This window comes from Paenibacillus soyae (assembly GCF_024623455.1).
Classification (GTDB): domain Bacteria; phylum Bacillota; class Bacilli; order Paenibacillales; family Paenibacillaceae; genus Pristimantibacillus; species Pristimantibacillus soyae.
On the sequence record NZ_JANIPJ010000008.1, the window covers coordinates 53,788 to 74,044 of the forward strand.

18 protein-coding genes are annotated in these 20,257 nt (G+C 48.7%); 12 read left to right on the forward strand and 6 right to left on the reverse strand.

Annotated elements, in window-relative coordinates; translation table 11 throughout:
- Positions 1-141: 141 nt before the first annotated feature.
- The 5 genes from NQZ67_RS12665 to NQZ67_RS12685 all read right to left on the reverse strand — a co-directional run bounded on the left by NQZ67_RS12665 (position 142) and on the right by NQZ67_RS12685 (position 3,706).
- Positions 142-915, reverse strand: coding sequence for an IclR family transcriptional regulator (locus tag NQZ67_RS12665; RefSeq protein ID WP_257446005.1), 774 nt, complete (start codon positions 913-915; stop codon positions 142-144).
- A gap of 172 nt (positions 916-1,087) precedes the next feature.
- On the reverse strand, positions 1,088-1,639 hold the full coding sequence (gene hxlB, locus NQZ67_RS12670) for a 6-phospho-3-hexuloisomerase (RefSeq protein WP_257446007.1): 552 nt from the start codon (positions 1,637-1,639) through the stop codon (positions 1,088-1,090).
- Between the two features lie 6 nt (positions 1,640-1,645).
- On the reverse strand, positions 1,646-2,278 hold the full coding sequence (hxlA, locus tag NQZ67_RS12675) for a 3-hexulose-6-phosphate synthase (protein ID WP_257446008.1): 633 nt from the start codon (positions 2,276-2,278) through the stop codon (positions 1,646-1,648).
- A gap of 156 nt (positions 2,279-2,434) precedes the next feature.
- Positions 2,435-2,809, reverse strand: a complete 375-nt coding sequence (locus tag NQZ67_RS12680; protein ID WP_257446010.1) for a winged helix-turn-helix transcriptional regulator — start codon at positions 2,807-2,809, stop codon at positions 2,435-2,437.
- A gap of 123 nt (positions 2,810-2,932) precedes the next feature.
- Entirely contained in the window at positions 2,933-3,706 is a 774-nt protein-coding gene (locus tag NQZ67_RS12685) for an AraC family transcriptional regulator (protein ID WP_257446011.1), read from the reverse strand.
- Positions 3,707-4,122: 416 nt separating this feature from the next.
- Between NQZ67_RS12685 and NQZ67_RS12690 the strand changes: the two genes are divergently transcribed.
- From NQZ67_RS12690 to NQZ67_RS12720, 7 genes are all read left to right on the forward strand, one after another.
- Positions 4,123-6,369: an FAD-dependent oxidoreductase gene (locus NQZ67_RS12690; protein WP_257446013.1), complete on the forward strand. Its 2,247-nt coding sequence runs from the start codon at positions 4,123-4,125 to the stop codon at positions 6,367-6,369.
- A 33-nt stretch (positions 6,370-6,402) separates the two neighbouring features.
- The gene (locus NQZ67_RS12695; protein WP_257446014.1) at positions 6,403-7,464 is read left to right on the forward strand and encodes a glycoside hydrolase family 117 protein; all 1,062 of its coding nucleotides are present in this window, start codon (positions 6,403-6,405) and stop codon (positions 7,462-7,464) included.
- Positions 7,465-7,748: 284 nt separating this feature from the next.
- Positions 7,749-8,636, forward strand: a complete 888-nt coding sequence (locus NQZ67_RS12700) for a carbohydrate ABC transporter permease (protein WP_257446016.1) — start codon at positions 7,749-7,751, stop codon at positions 8,634-8,636.
- Between the two features lie 14 nt (positions 8,637-8,650).
- A complete protein-coding gene (locus NQZ67_RS12705) occupies positions 8,651-9,493 on the forward strand; it encodes a carbohydrate ABC transporter permease (RefSeq protein ID WP_257446018.1) in 843 nt (280 codons plus the stop codon).
- Between the two features lie 30 nt (positions 9,494-9,523).
- Complete coding sequence (locus tag NQZ67_RS12710; RefSeq protein WP_257446019.1) at positions 9,524-10,918, forward strand: ABC transporter substrate-binding protein; 1,395 nt, start codon at positions 9,524-9,526, stop codon at positions 10,916-10,918.
- Positions 10,919-11,056: 138 nt separating this feature from the next.
- The gene (locus NQZ67_RS12715) at positions 11,057-12,760 is read left to right on the forward strand and encodes a sensor histidine kinase (protein WP_257446021.1); all 1,704 of its coding nucleotides are present in this window, start codon (positions 11,057-11,059) and stop codon (positions 12,758-12,760) included.
- A gap of 28 nt (positions 12,761-12,788) precedes the next feature.
- Positions 12,789-14,372 (forward strand): response regulator, encoded by a 1,584-nt coding sequence (locus tag NQZ67_RS12720; protein WP_257446023.1) that lies wholly within the window; start codon positions 12,789-12,791, stop codon positions 14,370-14,372.
- Positions 14,373-14,402: 30 nt separating this feature from the next.
- On the opposite strand, the gene NQZ67_RS12725 is transcribed toward NQZ67_RS12720, so the two are convergent.
- Positions 14,403-15,290 (reverse strand): AraC family transcriptional regulator, encoded by an 888-nt coding sequence (locus tag NQZ67_RS12725; RefSeq protein WP_257446025.1) that lies wholly within the window; start codon positions 15,288-15,290, stop codon positions 14,403-14,405.
- A 131-nt stretch (positions 15,291-15,421) separates the two neighbouring features.
- Between NQZ67_RS12725 and NQZ67_RS12730 the strand changes: the two genes are divergently transcribed.
- From NQZ67_RS12730 to NQZ67_RS12750, 5 genes are all read left to right on the forward strand, one after another.
- Positions 15,422-16,252 (forward strand): phytanoyl-CoA dioxygenase family protein, encoded by an 831-nt coding sequence (locus NQZ67_RS12730; protein ID WP_257446028.1) that lies wholly within the window; start codon positions 15,422-15,424, stop codon positions 16,250-16,252.
- A gap of 131 nt (positions 16,253-16,383) precedes the next feature.
- Complete coding sequence (locus NQZ67_RS12735; protein WP_257446030.1) at positions 16,384-17,124, forward strand: amidohydrolase family protein; 741 nt, start codon at positions 16,384-16,386, stop codon at positions 17,122-17,124.
- A gap of 25 nt (positions 17,125-17,149) precedes the next feature.
- On the forward strand, positions 17,150-18,193 hold the full coding sequence (locus tag NQZ67_RS12740) for a Gfo/Idh/MocA family protein (protein ID WP_257446031.1): 1,044 nt from the start codon (positions 17,150-17,152) through the stop codon (positions 18,191-18,193).
- A gap of 19 nt (positions 18,194-18,212) precedes the next feature.
- The gene (locus NQZ67_RS12745) at positions 18,213-18,875 is read left to right on the forward strand and encodes a GntR family transcriptional regulator (protein WP_257446032.1); all 663 of its coding nucleotides are present in this window, start codon (positions 18,213-18,215) and stop codon (positions 18,873-18,875) included.
- Between the two features lie 115 nt (positions 18,876-18,990).
- Complete coding sequence (locus NQZ67_RS12750; protein WP_257446034.1) at positions 18,991-20,235, forward strand: glycoside hydrolase family protein; 1,245 nt, start codon at positions 18,991-18,993, stop codon at positions 20,233-20,235.
- The last annotated feature ends 22 nt before the right edge of the window (positions 20,236-20,257 follow it).

Here is a 20,257-nt window from a genome sequence, read left to right on the forward strand (position 1 = left end):
ATAAGAAGAAAGAAGGAAGCCCGGACGTCGATGTCCGGGCTTCTTTATCATATAAGAAAGCTTTCTCTATACTGGGCTTATATTCAATACGAAATGTAGGCAGCGCCGCGAAGGACGGCGACAGCCGTTTCACCTTGCACGCTATGGTTTCCTGTAGCCAAGCTGCTCCGAGATCGCCTGGGACTGCTCCAGAGCGAGACCGATATAGCGGTCCATAGTCTTCTTCGACATGCGGAAGATGGGACCGGATACGCCAATGGCTCCTTCGATCTGGCCGGCCGCATTCATAATGGGCACACCGATGCACCGAAGTCCCTCACAGGATTCCTCCATGTCGAGCGAGTAGCCTTGTGAGCGAATCTGCTCCGCTTCCTCTCTGAGCTTCGCCGGATCGGCAATAGAGCCGGGAGTTGCAGGCTCCAGCTCATGATGGGCCAGATACAGCTCCAGCAGATCCGGACTGTAGGCCAGCATCGCTTTGCCCATCGCGGAGGTGTGGGAGGGATATTCCAGACCCACAGTCGAGAGAAACTTGATCGGCTCCAGACTCTCCAGCTGATCCACAACCAGCGTTCTGCCCAGCGAGCCTGGCCTCGTGAGCAAGGTCGTTTCCCTTGTGCCGTCTCTGAGGGCGCGCATGGAGGGCTCCGCTACCTCCTTCAGCGTAATCCGGTTGGCGATGGAGCTGCCAAGATAATACAGCTTGCCGGTCAGCTGATAGGTGCTGTCACTTTCCCTTTTCTGAATATACTTCTTCTCCTCCAGCTCCTTCAAAATCCGAAAAACAGAGTTTGTTGTTATGGATAATGTGTTGCTGATCTCCGTAACCGAAAAGGACTTGTTCTCTCTGGCCATTAGCTCCAGAATATCCAGCACCTTCTCGGCTGCTGGGGCCTTATATTTCTTGTTCGTCATGAGCGCGGATTGCCTCCATCATTAACCGATTCATAACTCCATAGTATGTTACTTCAATTGAAGGTTCAAGGGGAAAGTTGCTGAAGCGGTGGTCAATCGAAGCGAACAAACAGCAACACGGCATCCCATTCCATAGGGGAAGGGGATGCCGTGTCCAGGTTTGCCGGGGATGCTATTCCAGATTGGCGTGATTGTTGTACATCGCTGTACCTTGAAGCTTCATGTTCTCCATTAGCCGAAGCACGGTCGCATCCAATAGAAGCAGCAGGCATTGCTCGAACAACGTGCCCATGGGCTGATTGGAGCTGCCCGATGTGCTGTCCTTGGTAACAGCTGGGATATGCACAATGGTAGAAGCCAGTTGACCTATGGTTGAATCTGGAGCAATGGTCAAGACGCCAATCGTTGCCTTGATGTTATGGGCTTTAGCTGCCATGCTTGCCAGGGTTTTGGTCTCGCCTGAGCCTGAACCGATGAGAAGCAGATCTCCTTCGGCAATGCCGGGTGTGACCGTTTCGCCTACGACATAAACGCGGAACCCCATATGCATCAGTCGCATGGCGAATGCCCTCATCATCAGTCCCGAGCGTCCGGCCCCGGCTACAAAAATGTTCCCGGCTTCTGTAATCTGCTTGGTCAGCGCCTCGATTTCGTCCGAGTTGACGGCTTTAAGCGTCCGGTCAAGCTCCTGAAGAATAGAAGATGAAACAGTCAGCATATTCATCCGTGCTTACCGCTGTTTAATAAGCTCATGCATTTGAGCTGCTACAGCCTGCTTGTCGCTTGCACCCGTAATGCCGCCGCCGACAATGACCAGATCCGGCTGCGCGCTGATGACCTCAGGCAGAGTTTGAAGCTTGATGCCGCCTGCAATTGCTGTTTTCGCCTGCTTGACGACACGCTTGATCGTAGCCAAGTCCTCAAACGAATTTTTGCCCTCCGCCTGATGGTCATAACCCGAATGAACGCAGATATAGTCTACGCCAAGCGCGTCAATCTCTGCCGCACGCGAGGCAATATCTTTAACATTAATCATATCGACCATAATCTTTTTGTTTTGCTTACGCGCCTCGTTAACCGCACCCTTGATCGTTGAGTCGTCGGACACACCAAGCACAGTAATAATATCCGCGCCGGCTTCGGAAGCCTTCATGACTCCATAACCGCCGGCATCCATAATTTTCAGATCGGCTAATACCTTCAGCGTCGGGAACGCGTCCTTTATTTCTTTGACGGCGCGCAGGCCTTCGTTAATGACGACAGGAGTGCCAATCTCGATAATATCGATATAAGGGGCAACCTCTTTAACGACTTCTTTTGCCTCCGGGATGTTCACAAGGTCTAATGCCAATTGCAGTTCCATAGGTTGAATCTCTCCTTTATTGAAGGTGGTTGATCGCAATGAGTTTATGGTAGTACGATCGCGCAAGGAATGGAAGTACGCACTTTCAAGTAAGTCCGTATCCTGGAGGAAACTGCCCTTGAAACAAAAACAGACTCCAGGCGGAGTCTGTCGATTTTAAGGAGAGCAGGAGGTTGTGCTTCTTCCGAGCACCTCTTCGCCATAATGCTTGCCCCAGTTATACATCAGCTTTAAGATCGGGAACAGGCTTGTTCCGTGCGGGGTCAGTTTGTATTCGACCTTCGGCGGAACAACGGGATAGACGGTCCGTTCCACAAGCTGGTCTTCTTCAAGCTCGCGGAGCTGATTGGTGAGAATCTTTTGCGTGATATGTGGAATAAGCTTTTGCAGCTCACTGAACCGTTTGGTCCCATCCATGCCCAAGTGCCAGAGTATAATCAGCTTCCACTTTCCTCCGATTAATGCTAGGGTCAATTCTTTCTCACAGTTAATATGATCAATTTCGATTCGGGAACGAATATCTTTCGCCACAGTTAAGCACCTCCACCTCGGTATTCCGTCTTCATAGACTATAAGAATATTAGCTTCATGTCCAGTCCAGGGAAGAACATTTGAGCTGTCACGGTTGAAGGGCTCCGCGGCCGAATCTGATTCTTATAACCGATGAGTCTTTCGGTATTCCGAGGGGCTCATCCCTATATGCAGGGAAAAAACTCGGCTGAAGTAGAAGCCATTGTCATACCCGCACTCCTGTGCGATATGATCCACGGTAAGGGGGCTCTCAATTAAAAGTCGCTTCCCGTGGTCAAGGCGAAGCTGGCGTACATATTCCGAGGCTGAGCAGCCGAATGCAGCCTTGAAGCGACGGGTAAACTGGACGGGACTTAGCCCTGTTTCATCTGCAAGCTCTTTCATCGATACATTCTGGAAGGCCAACTCTTGAAGCTTGCGTCGCGCGCTGAGCATGAGAGAATCTTCTGTGCCCCAATAATCAGCCATTGGAAGCAGCTGCTGCAGAACGTAACCGTCCCAAAGCTCTTGTATGAATCGATTGCGCCACAACATGGCCTGTTCGGGAGGAAGAGCGTCAAGCTGCTGCAAGTATCGGTAAGCAGAGGCAAGGCGTTCTTGGTCGGCGAAGGTCAGCTTGCCCAGCGGCAGGTTGGATGGAGGTGTTGACCATTCAAAGCCCAGATAAAAAAAGCTGAGCGGCTGCAAAACTTCACGCCGAAAAGCCGTTCCAGGCGGACAGACCACCCAATCGCCGTTAACGGCTTCTCCCTCTTCCAAACTGCCTAATTCGTACCGAAAGCGGCCCCCTAGCACTGCAAAAGCGACCCAATGGAGGTAGATGTCTTCTTTGTACTGAAAGGCTTGTTTTCTCTCCCAGTAATGATAATGAAGCAGTCGAATTTCTCCGGTGTACAATCCGATGGTGTTCACCTCGTCTATGAAATAAAGTATATATCTTATGATACTTTACTGTATGTCATATGAAAACAGGGTGATATAAGATGAAATAAAAGTATATAAGTTCAAGTTCAGAAAGTCTAGTTTTCAGCACAAGAGCTTATGCTTCCGATGCTGCGTTTTTTTCAAAAACGCTGTAGAAGAGCGGATGAAGCTAGGAAGTGAGGAGCGGTACACGTTTTCGGAGAAAACGACATCGTAAGCATCCTCTTAGTGGAGCTACGTGAGCACCTCCAGTGTTTCCGGAGGAAACACACTTCGTAAGGATACGCTTGTTCCGGCTGAATTCGATATTCGACGTCGAGATGGCTTCCTGTTTAGCTTCGTGATCAAAAGCAGGCTTTTTGAACAACTACTATTATGAGGTGATTATGGTGAGATTGGAAACAGTGAAAACAGATATTACGGTCATCGGCGGCGGCTTGGCTGGTGTATGTGCCGCGGTTGCGGCAGCAAGACTTGGCCATACGGTTGCTCTGGTCAATAATCGCCCGGTCCTGGGCGGTAACTCCAGCAGTGAGGTCAGAGTATGGGTGTGCGGTGCAACCGGCCATGGGACCCATCGCTTTGCGAGAGAGACCGGCATTATGGGAGAGATGTTTGTTGAGAATCAATATATGAATCCGGAGGGCAATCCCTATTATTGGGACATGGTTGTGCATGAGACGGTGAAGAGGGAAGCCAATATTGGGCTGTATCTGAATACGGATGTCCATGAGGTGGAGGCTGACGGAGATGCCGATGACCGTGTTATCCGCTCCGTTACGGGCTGGATGATGGGCTCGGAGAGGCGAATCCGCTTCGAAAGCAAGACGTATGTGGATTGTACGGGAGACGGTCTGGTCGGTTTTCTGGCTGGGGCCAAGTATAGGCTGGGCCGTGAAGCGCGAGCTGAATTTAATGAAGACTGGGCACCGGAGACTCCGGATGATATTACACTGGGCAGCACGCTTCTATTCTACACAAAGGATGTCGGCAAGCCTGTCAAATACGTGAAGCCCAGCTTTGCGATCGATATCACTGAGACCTCTATTCCCATCCGCCGTGTCATCCGCAGCGGCGATAATGGATGCGCTTACTGGTGGATTGAATGGGGCGGCGAATTGGATACGGTTCATGACAATGAACGTATTCGCGATGAGCTGTGGGCTGTTATTTATGGTATCTGGGATTATATCAAAAACTCAGGAAGCTTCGACGCCGAAAGCATGACGCTGGAGTGGGTCGGCGCAGTTCCTGGCAAACGGGAATATCGGCGGTTTGTTGGTGATTATATATTGAATCAAAACGATATTTTGGCGCAGGAGCCGTTCGAGGATCGGGTGGCCTATGGAGGCTGGTCGATTGATCTGCATCCGCCGCAAGGCGTGTATTCGCAAGAGAGCGGCTCCAAGCATCTGCATGCAGACGGCAACTATCACATTCCGTTCCGCTCTCTCTATTCCATCAATGTAAGCAACATGCTGATGGCGGGACGGGACATTAGCGCCACGCATGTTGCGTTCGGAACAACTAGAGTGATGGCCACCTGTGCGGTTATTGGTGAAGCTGCCGGCACCGGCGCCGCGCTTTCTGTTCAATATGGCATCTCACCAAGAGAAGTGCATCAGCACCATCTGGAGGAGCTGCAGCAAACCCTGCTTCGTCAAGACGCCTCTGTGCTTGGCATTCGCAATGCCGACAGCCGCGATCTGGCGAGAGTGGCTCGTGTATCGGCATCCAGCTCGACAGCACGCCTTGCAGTTGAACACGCTTACAGGACGGAAGCGGCCGATACTGATTTGGGTATCTTGTTTCCTGTCGAGCCTTCCCTGAACGGACTGGAGCTGCTGCTTGATATCGAGAGCCCTGCGTCGGTTACGGTAGAGCTGTATGCAACCGGCAAACCGCAAAATTATGTGCCTCAAGAGCTTATGGATTCCTGTACCGTTGAGACAGCTCCAGGAAAAAATCAATGGGTTCGGTTCCATCTGGAGTGGCAGCCTGATTCGGCTCAAAATGCGTTTGTTATTATCAAGGCAGCTAAGGGCGTGCTCCTGCATCGGTCCAGTCTGCCTCACACCGGTGTGCTTGGGTTCCGCAAGGGCAATCAGCCCATTGTTGATCCTAGGCTTGAGGATCAGCCGGATCAGCCCGTGCTGCAATGGAGAACGGAGAAGCTGGATCGCCATCCATTCTGCTTCCGTATGCACACGGCAACCGATGCGTACTCAGCTTCGAAGGTGCTGAATGGGCTGGTAAGGCCTTATGGCGGTCCTAATCTATGGCGTTCAGAGCCGCTGGAGGGACGGGAGGCTTGGGTGGAGCTTAGCTGGGAGAGCGCCGTAGAAGTGGGAGAAGTGCACCTGACCTGGAATGATGATGTCAATGAGGATTTAATCAATCTGCATCATCATCGAACTCCGTTCGATGTGATTCCGGAGCTCGTGAAGGACTATCGTATTGAACTGCTGGGGGCTGACGGAGCTTGGAAGCTTGTGCATATGGAAAAGGGTAATCGCAAGCGCAAGAGGGTTCACCGCTTGCAGGCCGGCATGGCTGCAAAACGCATGCGAATTGTAATGGAGTCCACAAACGGCTCGGCTTGTGCGGAATTGTTCGAGATTCGCGTGTACGAATAAGAATTCATCAAGCAGACAAGGAGTGTTAAGCACATGAGACAAGAAAGTCTGGCTATGCGCAGAGCAAGAGAACGCGAGTATGGGAAGGACAGCACCTGGTATTTCCAGTTCAAGTACGCCCCCGTAACAGGTCTAGGTTATGAGGAAGGCATTCATCGGCGGGATCCCAGCAGTGTAATCAAGATCGGAGAGGTCTATTATGTCTGGTATACCAAATCCTCGGGTTCAAGCGTCGGCTATGATACTGGCGATTTGGATGCCAAGGTATGGCCATGGGATTGGTCTGAGATCTGGTATGCAACATCCGACGACGGGGTGAACTGGCATGAACAGGGTCTAGCAGTAGGTCGAGGAGAGCCCGGCGCTTATGATGATCGAAGCGTATTCACACCTGAGGTGCTGGCCCATAACGGCAAATATTACCTTGTCTATCAGGTTGTGAAGCATCCCTATTTGAGACGCTCCAAGGAATATATCGGACTGGCTCAATCGAGCTCTCCTGACGGTCCATGGGTGAAGGCTGATGAGCCGATCCTGTCGCCTGCATGCAATGGAGAGTGGTTCGGAGAGGTGGACAACCGCCACCTAGTCAAGCATAGAGGCGACTTCGACAGCCATAAGACCAATGATCCATGTCTCTTCTTCTATAAGGATCAATTCTGGCTTTATTATAAAGGTTATCCCATGGGTGAGCAGCTCACCTGCGCGGGCAGGGAAACCAAATGGGGAGTCGCTGTAGCTGACCGACCGGAGGGACCTTATACCAAATCGGTGTACAATCCGATAACGAACAGCGGGCATGAGACGTTGCTCTGGCCATACAAGGGGGGCATGGCGGCCTTGCTGACGACAGATGGACCGGAACGAAACACAATCCAATTCGCTCAGGACGGGCTGCAGTTCGAAATTCAAGCCTTTATCGAGCACCCTCCGGAAGCGGGAGGCCCGTTCCGTACGGAGCATTCTGATATTCATCCGCTGGAAGGTCTGCGCTGGGGACTCAGTCATGAGATTAACAGCCCATGGCATTATATTCAGAGGTTTGAGGTGGATGAAAGGACAAAGCATTTGTGCAATAACAAATGTAATCATTAGACATTTCATTCACCTTGAGACTATCGAGCAAATAAAAAATACAGAACGACTGGGGATTTTTTATCCTGGTCGTTCTTTTCGTATCCAAAGGTAATCGGAAATGAAAAAAAGATAAAAAATCATAAAAAAATGAAATAATAATGTAAGCGCTTTTTTTAAATAGAAGGCTCTGGATTCTATATATCGTAAATGAGGTCAAAAAATCAAAGTTTATGAAATTCAAATACCCTATACAGAGACGATATAATCAAAGCAAGTCAACGGCGTATTCATAGGAGGAAGAGATGCAGATTCATCGTTTTAAGGAGCACTTCGCAGGCTACATGTTTATTTTGCCCTCCTTGATTGGATTTACAGCGTTCATGCTGTATCCCATCATCTATTCCATCTTTTTGAGTTTAATGGATTGGAATATGTATCAAGGGTTTGGCGGATCTACATTTGTTGGCTTGGACAATTATTTGGAGGTATTCAAAAATGAATATTTCATGGGGGGATTGATCAATAACATTAAGCTTCTTGTATTTGCGGTTCCGATTCTGCTTATGCTAGCTTTAACCTTGGCACATTTGTTAAACAGTCAGGTATTCGGCAAGGGAGCTTTGCGAACGGTATATTTTCTTCCATATATTACAACAATTACAGCAACGGCAATTGTCTTCGCTGCACTGTTTCATGAAGAGCTGGGCCCGGTCAACGGATTCCTTCGATCCATAGGCATCGAAAATGCGCCCAGATGGCTCGGCAGCGTGGAGTGGTCCTTGCCAACCATCTCGATTTTCTGGGTATGGCGAAATCTTGGGTATTGCATTCTTATCTTTCTGGCAGGCTTGCAAGCGATTTCACCGAGCTACTATGAAGCAGCGGAGATCGACGGTGCATCGGGCATTCAGAAGTTCTTTCGCATAACAATGCCGCTGGTTTCGCCAATTACATTCTTTCTGGCTGTCACCATGGCTATCTTCTCCTTCTCCATGTTCGCTGAAGTGAAGGTCATGACTGAGGGGGGACCGGGTACGTCGTCTTATACGATTGTTTATCATATCTACAAGGAAGCCTTTGAACGATATGATATGGGATATGCGTCGGCAGCCTCTATCATATTCTTCATCATCATTCTGGCGATCACGACTATTCAGTGGCTTGGACAGAAGAAGTGGGTCAACTACTAAAAAGGACAGATGATATGAACAATACATTACATGGCAAACCAATGGTTTGGAAGCTCATTAATACAGTACTGTTGGCATTGATTTCGATCATAATGATCGCACCTGTACTCTGGATGGTGTCCACTTCCTTAAAATTTGAGAGCGAAGTGTTCAACTTCCCTATTCAATGGATTCCTGAGTCGGTGACCTGGGACAATTACCAAAAAGCCTTTACAGAATTTCCATACTTGAATTGGTACTTTAATACAATCCGTAACACGGCAATCATTGTGTTCTCGATTCTTCTTGTTTCATCGATGGCAGGGTTTGCTTTTGCCAAGATTCAATTTAAAGGTAAAAATCTCATTTTTATTGCATACATTGCCTCCTTGATGATTCCTGGCGAGATGAGATTAATACCGCAGTTTATGCTTTATAAAGAGCTGGGCTTAATCAACACGACCTGGGCGGTTGTCCTGCCTTGGATGCTGTTTGTCGCTTTTGCCATCTTCCTTATGAAGCAAGCGTTTACGGCAGTCCCGGATGAGTTGATTGAAGCGGCTAAGATTGACGGATGCGGTTACTTCAAAATGTATGCCGTTATAACACTGCCGTTGGTGAAGTCAACACTTGTTGCTTTGGGCATACTTTCCTTCACTTGGGGATGGAATGACTACACCGCTCCGTTGATTTACATTCAAGATATTCAAAAGCAGGTGCTGACAGTTGGTATTGCGTCGTTCAAAGCACAGTACGCTTCGAACTACGCCTTGCAGATGGCTGGCGCTACTATGGCTCTGGTACCTGTTATTTTGGTGTATTTGATTGCCCAGAAGTACTTTACTGAGGGTATTGCTCAGTCTGGTATTAAAGGGTAATGAAATAAAAATTACTTAGGGGGAAAAACAATGAAAAGAAAGGCATTAAGTATATTGTCTAGTATCATCCTGATTGCGGCCCTGCTGGCCGGCTGCAGCACGAATGGAAATTCCGGTTCGACTAGCCAGTCGGGGGCAAACGGAAATAAAGCCTCCAATTCAACAAACAATGAAGGTGCTTCAGGGGCCTCGTTCAGCGGTAAAATCATTATTGATCCCATTGGTGCAAGACATAATAATGCGTTCCATGAAGCGATCGAAGTGCTGAGAGGGATGGACAAATACAAGGATGTCGAAATCTCTGTACTGGAATCCACGGACGATAACATTAAAACGACGCCAATTAAGATCGCTGCCGGTGAACAAATCGATTTGATCTATAACGGCAACCCATTGATTCAGCAAAGCTGGGCGGATGCTGGAGTTATTATCCCGATGGATGAGCAAGTGAAGGAAAAAGGCTTAAATATAGAGGAAACCTATGGCGAATACGCCAAATATGCCTACTCCAACGAACAAGCGTACGGCATTCCGGCAGGCGTTACCAAATGGGCGCTCTATTATAACAAGTCGATCTTCGACAAGGCTGGCGTCGACTATCCGGATCCTGATGTTCCAATGACATGGGCAGAGTACAGAGCATTGGCTGCTAAGCTGACAAGCGGCTCCGGCGGAGATAAGGTCTATGGCGCGATTCACCTGTCCTGGCCGATGTTCTGGTATGGCGAGGCTATCATGAAGCTGGGTGGCGGCGAATATTTCTACAACGAAGAGGGCTTGTCGAACATTGAAGATCCAATCTTCGCCCATGCGTTGCAAGAAACGTATAACATGATGTATGAGGCCAAAAGCATTCCGACCTATGCAGATATCGTAACGTCCAAGACAGAGCCGCAGGCCTTTATGAATGGCAAGTACGGCATGTTTATGCAAGGAACTTGGCTGTTAAACTGGGCTGCAGACAAAGAGCAATATCCAAGGGAGTGGGAGCTCGGTATAGCGCCTATGCCAGTCGACGAAGGTACTACTCCAAAAAACTGGGGCATATCCGGAACCTTCAGCATGACTCCGACAACTAAAAATAAAACGCTTGCGCTTGAGATCGCTGTAGATGTGGTTCGAGAAACAGCGAAGCTGACATCCTCTGAAATTTATGCAGATCAAACGGTCGAGCAGCCCAACCTCTTCAAATCGATTGCGGACGAAATTGACGATGAGCAAGTGACGTATGAATATCTCCAAAAGCTGTTTAATAATCAAGAAACCATCTTTGTATCGGAGAAAATAACCGGCGCAAAGCCAACACAATACGAAGAGCTTGTCAAAAATGAAGTGGAGTTGTATTTCACCCAAGCGCAAGATCTAGATAAGACAATCAGTAATATCAAGGAACGAGTAGACGAGATGCTCCAGAAGGGAAAATAAACGGAGCCTTGAGTCGAAAATAGAGTGTACAGAGATGACTTCTTTCACAAGGAGTCATTTCCTGTTGAATCGAGTTGTAAACAAGGGTAGAATCAACCTCACAATCATATTGGAATGGACTTAAGAAATGAGGCTGCCATGGGGATTAGAAAACGATTTTTTTTGCTGATTTCGATTTTTTTTGCCATCATCATTGTAGTCGTAGGTATTGTTATCATTAACCTGTCCTCTCGGCTGTTGTTGAATGAATATACGAAATTGGCAGAGGATAATCTGAACTATGTTGTAGAGATAACGAATCGAGAATTGAAGCAGCTATCCGGCACAATCGAATTTATTGCCAAGAGCCCTACTGTTGTCAGCCGGGTGAATACAGATTATACGAGCGATGGATTTGCCCAAAAGATAGCTGACGATCGGGTCGTAGATGCCCTTGTATTCTCTGTAACCACAGGCAAGCTTTACAATTACTTGAATGCGCTTTATATCAAAGGAGCTTCTGATCATTACCTGTACAAAATATCAAATGACTTTATTAATCAAGACAGTATTCAAAAGCTGATGTCCCAGCAAAATATTTGGTCTCCCAATCAATTAACATATCTAGGAATAGGAGATACTTTACGCACGGATAGAGGTGAGCTGCACACAATCAAGTTCACCCGAGCGCTTGTGAACGACGAATATGCGATTGCAGGTAAGCTTCATTTCGAGCTGTCTGTTAACTATTTGCAAGAGATATTAAGCTCTCATCGAAGGAACAAGGATATTCGTCTTACCTTGGTTGATGCGGACGGACTTGTCCTATTTGACAGAAATCCGGACCTGATCGGAAAGCCTTACATCAGCGATGAAGAGCTGGAGATTACTATGGAGCGTCCGGTTCATCAGTTTGGATGGTCGATTATTGGCCAGACGGATCATTTGATCCGATATGATGAACATCATGAGGTGCTACGAACGATGCTGCTTATGTTCATCATTCTTCTGGTTATATTGACCGTATGGATCAAGGTTGTATTGGATCGTTTGATTGAGCCTATTGCCCAAATTTCTAAAGGAATGCGCCGCGTCCGGAACGGCGATTATTCCATTCGTCTTGTCAAGACAAGTAATGATGAGCTGGGGCAGCTGGTTGATAACTTTAATGCCATGGCAATGAAGTATGAAGAGAATGTAGCTAATGAAGTGGAAACTGCCAAAACGCTGAAGGATCTAGAATATAAGACGCTGCAGGCTCAGATAAATCCTCACTTTATGTACAACGCACTGCATGCCATCAAATATATTGCATCGATTCAAAAACTAAATAATATCTCGTCTCTTGTAAATGATCTTTGGGTCTTGTTAAAGAATGCAAGCCGTATCGAAGGCCAATTCGTTACACTGGCTAAGGAAATTGAAGTCATACAAGCCTATGTTCGTATACAAGAGGTGCGGTATAAGGGGAAATTCGAGGTTATCTATACAATTGACGATGAGATAAATCAGATGGTGCTGCCCAAATATAGTCTGCAGCCATTTGTTGAAAATGCGATATTTCACGGTATAGCTCCCAAAAAGGGATTGGGGTTAATAGAAATTATTGCTTATATGGAGAACAATGAGCTGGTTCTGATTGTTCAGGATGATGGGGTTGGCATGACGGGTAATCCTCTTGAACAGTCGAAAGGAACGGATCGACAGGATGTGAAGCAGAAGCATAATGGCTTAAACAGCATCGGCGTAATGAATGTGGATGAAAGAATGAAGCTCCTATTTGGCCAGCAGTACGGCGTCGTTCTGGAAAGCAGGGAAGGGATCGGTACCAAAGTGACGCTTAGATTCCCCAACAAGTTTTAGATCATTGTCCAGGAGGCGGTTGAAGCCAATGATTCAAGTCATTATCGTCGATGATGAAGTGATTAGCCGGGTTGGAATTAGGAATTTGCTGAATTGGGAGTCCGAGGGCTATAGCTTGTCAGCTGTATGCGAGAATGGACTGGAAGCCATGACTTATATGGAATCTCATCCCGTAGATATCGTAATCACTGATATAAAAATGCCAGTAATGAACGGGCTGGAGCTTATGAAATGTGCAATGGAAAAGGGGCTGCAATGCAAGTTTATATTGCTCAGCGCATTTGATGATTTTGTGTATGTCAGGCAGGCCTTGACGATGGGAGCCTCGGATTACCTTCGAAAGCTGGAGCTTGATGAGCAAGGACTTAGAGATGCCTTGAACAGGGCCAAGCTGGAGCTAGGCAGCTTAGCTACTCATCATCCCTTAGATCATGGTCTGGATGTTAAAAAACAGACGTATATAAGGAATGCAATGCTCAAGGAGCTGTTGTACGGTCATCGAGCCGGTGATGAAAGCTACATGAAAGAATTAGAAGCGAACGGGGTTGTATTTCCTTATCCATCCTTTTATGTCATGCTTTTTGCTGTGAAGGATACCGTTAGCGAAAGTGAAAATCACAACATCATTCAAATGCTGGAGGAGGCTGTGACGGATATCGCTTGCGCTCAGGTCATCTGGACTAGTGTGAATGAGATTGCTGTCATATTTAATGTCCACGGAGACATTGAGGAGCATCACTTGAAGGCTGAAATAAATAGATGGTCGAATCGTATTCAGTTTATTATGAAGCAATACTTTAATCAGCAAACGGTTATATATGTGAGTAAGCCACATAACGGACTGGTGAAGCTTGCGCTGGCGTACCAGGAAGCTCGTCAAGCCAAAAGCTCCGGCCTTGTCGGCGATTCTGAAAAAACGGTCTTCTATAATGAGACGATCGCCAATCGGGAACGGTCAGCAAATGTTTTCATGGAGGGCTACCTGAAGAAGTTTAATGAAGCGCTTAGGCTCAACAGCAAGGAACACATGCTGATAGTCTTAGATGAGACGATTGCGTATATCGAATCGGTCCATTCTATAGAGTCGCATGATATACGAGAAATGTTCTCAAAGATGATTACAAAATTTAATCTATTTCTGGACTTTAAGGAGCTGAAGCATGGTGTGCTGGATGAAGCGGAGCTGCTGCCGCATCCATCCTTGCACGATGGACTGACCATCCCGGATTGTCTAGCTTTCCTTAAACGCTTTAAAGCCAGGATAGACGGTATTCTGGGCGATTCGGAGGGGAATTTCATCGTGAAGCAGGCGAAGGAATATATCAAGCTGCATTATAAGGAAACGATTAATATGCAAGAATTGGCTGGCAAGCTTTTTGTGACTAGCAATTATCTAAGCGCTTTATTCAAAAAAGTAACAGGAGAGACTCTGAAGGATTATGCCATTCATCTTCGTATCGAGAAAGCGAAGCAGCTATTACGAAATTCGAATGCCCAGATTGCTGAAATCGCCAATGAAACAGGGTATGACAATGAGCAATACTTCTGCCGCATTTTCAAGAAAAAGGTGAATATGACTCCGACACAATTCAGGAATAATGACGTTTTATAACAATAGCTTCAGATTCAGTTGAAAGATACGCTATAGCAGCCTGCAAAACTTGCGATATTCGCCTGGCGGCATGCCCTCCCACTTGTGGAAAATGCGAACGAAATAATGTACATCCGTGTAGCCAATGGTATGGCCGATCCATTCGATCGTGTCGTTGGTGTCGCGGAGCAGTCGCTTCGCCTGGGCGTGACGGATCCCCTGGACAAATTTGTTAGGGCTGGTGCCCATGATTTTTTTGAACAGACGACCCATATAATCCACATTAATATTCAGCATGTCCGCCATTCTTTCATTGGACCAGAGCTCTCCAGCGTTCTGCTCAATAGCAGCCGCCAGTTCAGCAATCGCCAGCTGCATACCGGCGCTAGCGCCTGCCCGTTGACGCTGATGAATAGCTCTCGACAAATGAGCGAACAGCTGCAGCAGCAGGCCCTGACAGCACATCATATAGCCTGCCGGTCGATGGGTGAATTCATGAATAACGGCTTCCAGCAGGCTGTACACCTCAGAGGTCGCATGCAGGCTGCCGGCGTTCATCCATTCCAGAAATTCCGACGTCTGAGGCATGCTGCCAAAGTGATAATCGCCCTCGTGATGGTCGAGAGAGACAATAATGTCTTCGTCCTTCGCGATAAGGAGCTCATTGTAGAAGTCAAAGTGAACGCCCAGGAACAGCGCGTCTGGCTCCGACAGCACCTCAACACGATGCTTAAGCTTCGCGGGCAGCAGGAAAAATTGGCCAGGCTGAACGCGGAAGGGCGCCTCCGATTCAATCTGAACCTCCACCTCGCCATGCTCCAGCAGCAGAATTTCGAAATCTCGAATGCGCCGCTCAATTACCCGTTCCTTGGCCTGCCGATGCTGCTGCGCCCAATGGACAACCGGGTTCAATCGTCTGCTCTCCATTGTTGCTTGCACGTTGAATTCCTCCCTGTTTCATAAGTCGGTAAAGTCCAACTATTGACCTCAATCGTTCAAATACAAACAAGTATACCCATGATAACATAAGGGATATCAAGAGTCGAACAACAATATGAGGAGTGATTGGAATGTCGGATTTGAATAAGCTGCCAGAACTAACAAGTGATTATGAGCTCACGAAGGAGCAAATTCAAGAGTTCCAGGAAAAGGGGCATATTAAGTTGAGCCAAGTCGCATCCAGCGAAGAGGTGGGTGTATACCGTTCCATCATCGGCGAGAAAGTGAAAGAGCTGAATTATCATAATAAGCCGATTGAGGAGCGGGACACTTACGGCAAAGCCTTCATCCAGGTTTCGAACATTTGGGAGAAATCGGCGGAAATCCAACGCTTCGTCTTTGCGCGCCGATTCGCCAAAATCGCTGCAGAGCTGCTGGGCGTAGACGGCGTTCGCATCTACCACGATCAGGCGCTGTTCAAGGAGCCGGGCGGCGGAATTACGCCATGGCATCAGGACCAAATCTACTGGCCTGTAGATACGGATAACTTCATCACCATGTGGATGCCGCTTGTTCCTGTTTCGGAGGAAGTAGGCTCGATGAACTTTGCGAACGGCTCCCACAAGTTTGGCTATATCAGCAAGCTGGCAATCTCCGACGAATCCCAGAAAACGCTGAGCCAATATATTGAAGCCAAGGGCCTTGAGGTTGAAAATTACGGCGCGCTGGAAGCGGGCGACGCAACGTGGCATTATGGCTGGACGCTGCATAGCGCTCCGGGCAATCCGACAAACACGATGCGCGAGGTCATGACCGTTATCTATTACGCGGATGACGCGAAGGTTATCGAGCCCGACACGAACGCTCGCAAGACGGATCTGCAGAAATGGCTGCCTGGCCTGGCGCCTGGCGATCTTGCGGCAAGTAAGCTGAACCCGATTCTTTATAAGAAGAACGTATAAACTTCCAAAGCAGCACTCGCATGTTATCCTTTTCGGGCAGGATGCGAGTGTTTCTTTTGTTCATTGACAAATGCTCCGCTCCCTTGTTAAAGTATACATTGTATACAATAACAATTGAGGTGTTGACCATCATGACTATCATTGACACGCATGTGCATCTGGGCAAGTCGAAGTTTTCGGGAGTCGAAAGCCATGAAGCGGACATCCTGAACGCGATGGATCGGCATGGCGTGACGACGAGTCTCGTGATGCCGCAGCCGACGCTGGACGATGTGAGGGATGTGCATACCCGAATCGGCGCAATGGCGAAGCAATACCCTGGACGGATATACGGCATGGCAAGTATTGATCCGTGGTGGGACGCTCAGCAATATCACGAAGAGGTGAAGCGATGCGTGGAGGATATGGGCTTTGTCGCTTTGAAGCTCCACCCTCTTGGGCATAATGTATCCCCGCTGTCTCCCATTTGTGACAAGGTATATGAGGCTGCAGCCGAATACGGCGTTCCTGTATTGGTGCATACCGGGACAGGCAACCCGTTCGCCTTGCCTTCTCTGCTGCTGGATGCGGCTAAGCGATTTCCCTCCGTATCCTTTATCTTGTGCCACGCAGGGTTTGCCGTCTATACCGACGAAGCGATTGTGGCGGCCAAATATGCGGACAATATTTACCTGGAGCCGTCCTGGTGTCCGACCTATACCATTGTCAAAATGGTAAAGGAGGTTGGCATCGAAAAAATAATAATGGGCTCCGATCATATCAGCAATCTGCCCGTTGAGCTGACGAAGTTCAACCACATCGGATTAAGCCAAGAGCAGCTGGACATGATCTTCAGCGAGAATCCGAAACGAATTTTCAAGTTAAAGCCATAATGCGGCTGCGAGGGGAGCGATAAGCATGTATCGAGGAATAACGATAGGAACAGGCCACTTTGCCGGCATACAGCTGGAGGCGTGGTCACAAGTACAAGGCGCGGAAATTGTCGGCTTGGCGGGCAGAAATGCGGTTACTACAGGGGCGCTTGCGGAGCAGTTCGGGATCAAAAGGCACGGTCAGGATGTTATTGCTTTAATCGAGGAGCTGCAGCCCCATTTTATCGATATCTGCACCCCGCCGGACTCTCACCTCCATTATGCTCAAATCGCGGCTGATCGCGGCATTCCGGTGTTATGCCAGAAGCCCGTAGCGCCAACTCAGGAGGAGAGCAAGCGTCTGGTCAAGTACTGCAAGGAGCGCGGCGTTCCCATTATGATTAATGAGAATTGGCGCTGGCAAGGCTGGTATAGAGAGGTAAAACGTATTCTGGAGAGCGGGCTGCTTGGGAAGCTGTTCCATGTGTATTTCGCCATGCGTCCCGGAGATGGTTACGGTCCTCAGCCCTATCCGCTGCAGCCTTATTTCAAGGATATGGAGAGGTTCCTGCTCTTCGAAACCGGGGTGCATTGGATCGATACGTATCGGATGTTGTTCGGCGAGATTTCGAGCGTATTTTGTGACGTGCGCACTTGGAACCCCGTCTGCAAGGGAGAGGATGCCGCCATTGTATACTTCAGCTTCCAATCTGGCATGACGGGACTGTATGATGCGAATCGTGTCGTATATATGGAAGAGGTGCGTTCGCCCGCATACGGCTGGATGACGCTGGAGGGCGAGAACGGCAAGCTTAGATTGTCGCAGGACGGCAGCATCTATGTTACGCTTCGAGGCGGCCAGGAATACAAGCATGATTATGAGCTTCCGCTTGGATGGAAAGGAGGCTGCGCCGTTGCCACTCAGCAGCACTTTATCGATGTGCTGGGGCAGGGAGGTGTGTTCGAGACCGACGGAGATGACTATCTGATTTCCCAGGAAATCGTATATGCCTGTTATGAGTCGGCCCAATTGAAGAAAATGGTGGGCAAATGGAGTATAATAGAGGAAGCTATCGAAAAAGCAGAGTGAAGCAAGGAAGTGGTGTGCCGTGCCTAGACAAGCAAGCGGAGATACGCTGGATCATTCCGCATACGTACAATTAAAGGACATGATTCTGAACAAGCAGTTTGAATCCGGCAAGCTGATTATTCAGAATCAATTAACTGAATTATTAGGCGTCAGCCGTACGCCGCTGCGCAAGGCGATGGCCGAGCTGGAGATGGAGGGCTACTTGATTCGAACGCCCAAAGGCTGGTATGTCAAGGAGTTTTCTCTGGAGGATATGATCTCGGTGTTCGAGCTTCGGGCTGTCCTGGAGGGACTTGCTTGCAGGCTGGCCGTGGCCAATCTGGAGCGTGCTGACTTTGCTTACATGCGCGCGTTGTTCCAGCATGCCTATGAGGAGCTGGATGCCAAGGGCTCAGGGGACTATTATGCTGCGGACAAAAAATTCCATCGGCTCATCGTAATGAAATCCGACAATGCGTATGTCATCAAAACCGTAGAATCGTTTAACATCATCGAAACCAGCTTGACGCAGGGTCTTTATCGCAGCCCGCATGAAACGTACTTGGAGCACATGGAGATGATTAGCGCGCTGGAGGCGGGTGACGGCGACCGGGCTGAGGAGCTGATGAGATCGCATATTCGCGGCGCGATTGATAAGCTGAAGGCGGGCATCGTATCCGGAAGCTTGGAGATATTTAGATAATGTATACGAAACGATAGTATGGTTGAAGCTTTTACTCATTGTACTATCGCTCTTGTACATAATCTTTATTGTATACATTGTATTCAAAATTGGGGTCGAGGAGGCGTTTGGCGAGATGGGAAAAACAAAGGTAAGCATTCAAGGCGAAGCTTTTTATATTAACGGGAAGTTAGTATACGAGGAGATCGCGGGGAGTCGGCCGGAAGCTCATGGCTTGCTTATGAATGCCCGGTTTATTCAAGGGGTTTTCGACGATAAGGGGGATGTCTCCCGTTACCAGCGTTTCGGAGGAACGTTTGACCCTGACAGCAATACTGATGACCTTATTCAAGCGCTTCCGCAATGGTATGCGTATGGCCTGCGAGCGTTTACTGTTGGCTTTCAGGGCGGCGGCCCTTGCTTCACAATCCCAAATGAGACCATTCATAACAATCCGTTTGGCGATTCCGGTGATCAGCTGGATCCGGATTATGCGGCCCGAATGGATCGGCTGATTCGAGCAGCGGATGAGCTCGGCATGGTCGTCATCGTCAGCTACATGTATCCGGGACAGACACATAGACTTGCAGATGGCAAGGCGGTTCTTAACGCGGTTCGAGCAGCCTCACGGTTCTTGAAGCTGGGAGCGTATACGAATGTGTTGATCGAGGTGTGTAATGAACACGACTTGAGTCGACATCCACTCATTCAGCAGCCGGAAGGCATGGTGGCTCTCATGGAGATTGCCAGAGAGGAGTCAGGGGGCATGCTGGTGGGCTGCAGCGGCTCGGGCGGCATCATGAAAGAGGAGGTTTGCAAGGAGAGCGACGTCATATTTATTCATGGGAACGGTCAAAGCAGGCAGCAATATTGCAATATGATTGCGCAGGCAAGGAAATGGTCGCCGGGGAAGCCTGTTGTCTGCAATGAGGACTCACAGGCAGTGGGCCAGCTAGGCGTCGCTTTCGACACTAGAACGTCCTGGGGCTACTATAACAACTTGACGAAGCAGGAGCCGCCTGTGAAATGGGGAGTGACGCCGGGGGAGGATTTGTTTTTTGCGCAGCGTATGGCAGAAGGCATTGGTATCCCGGTCCCGCCGATACCGGAGGAGAAGCGTTACATGCTCCAGGGTCTTGCCGCTGACGAGTCCTATGAGGGCAAACGCTGGATCAGGCTGGCTGCCCTGTACCCGGAAGGGATTGATCGTGTCGAGTTTTATGTCAAGCAGTCGCTTGTCTACACCTGTTATGTGGAGCCCTTCACGGTCAACTTCAGAAGCAACTGGCTGCAAGGCCCATGGACGGGAGATGAGCCTGCGGAGGATTGGCTGGCCGTTGTCTATTTGAAGAATGGCGAACAGCTGGAAGTAAGGGCATAGGGGATAGATAAACAAAGAAAAA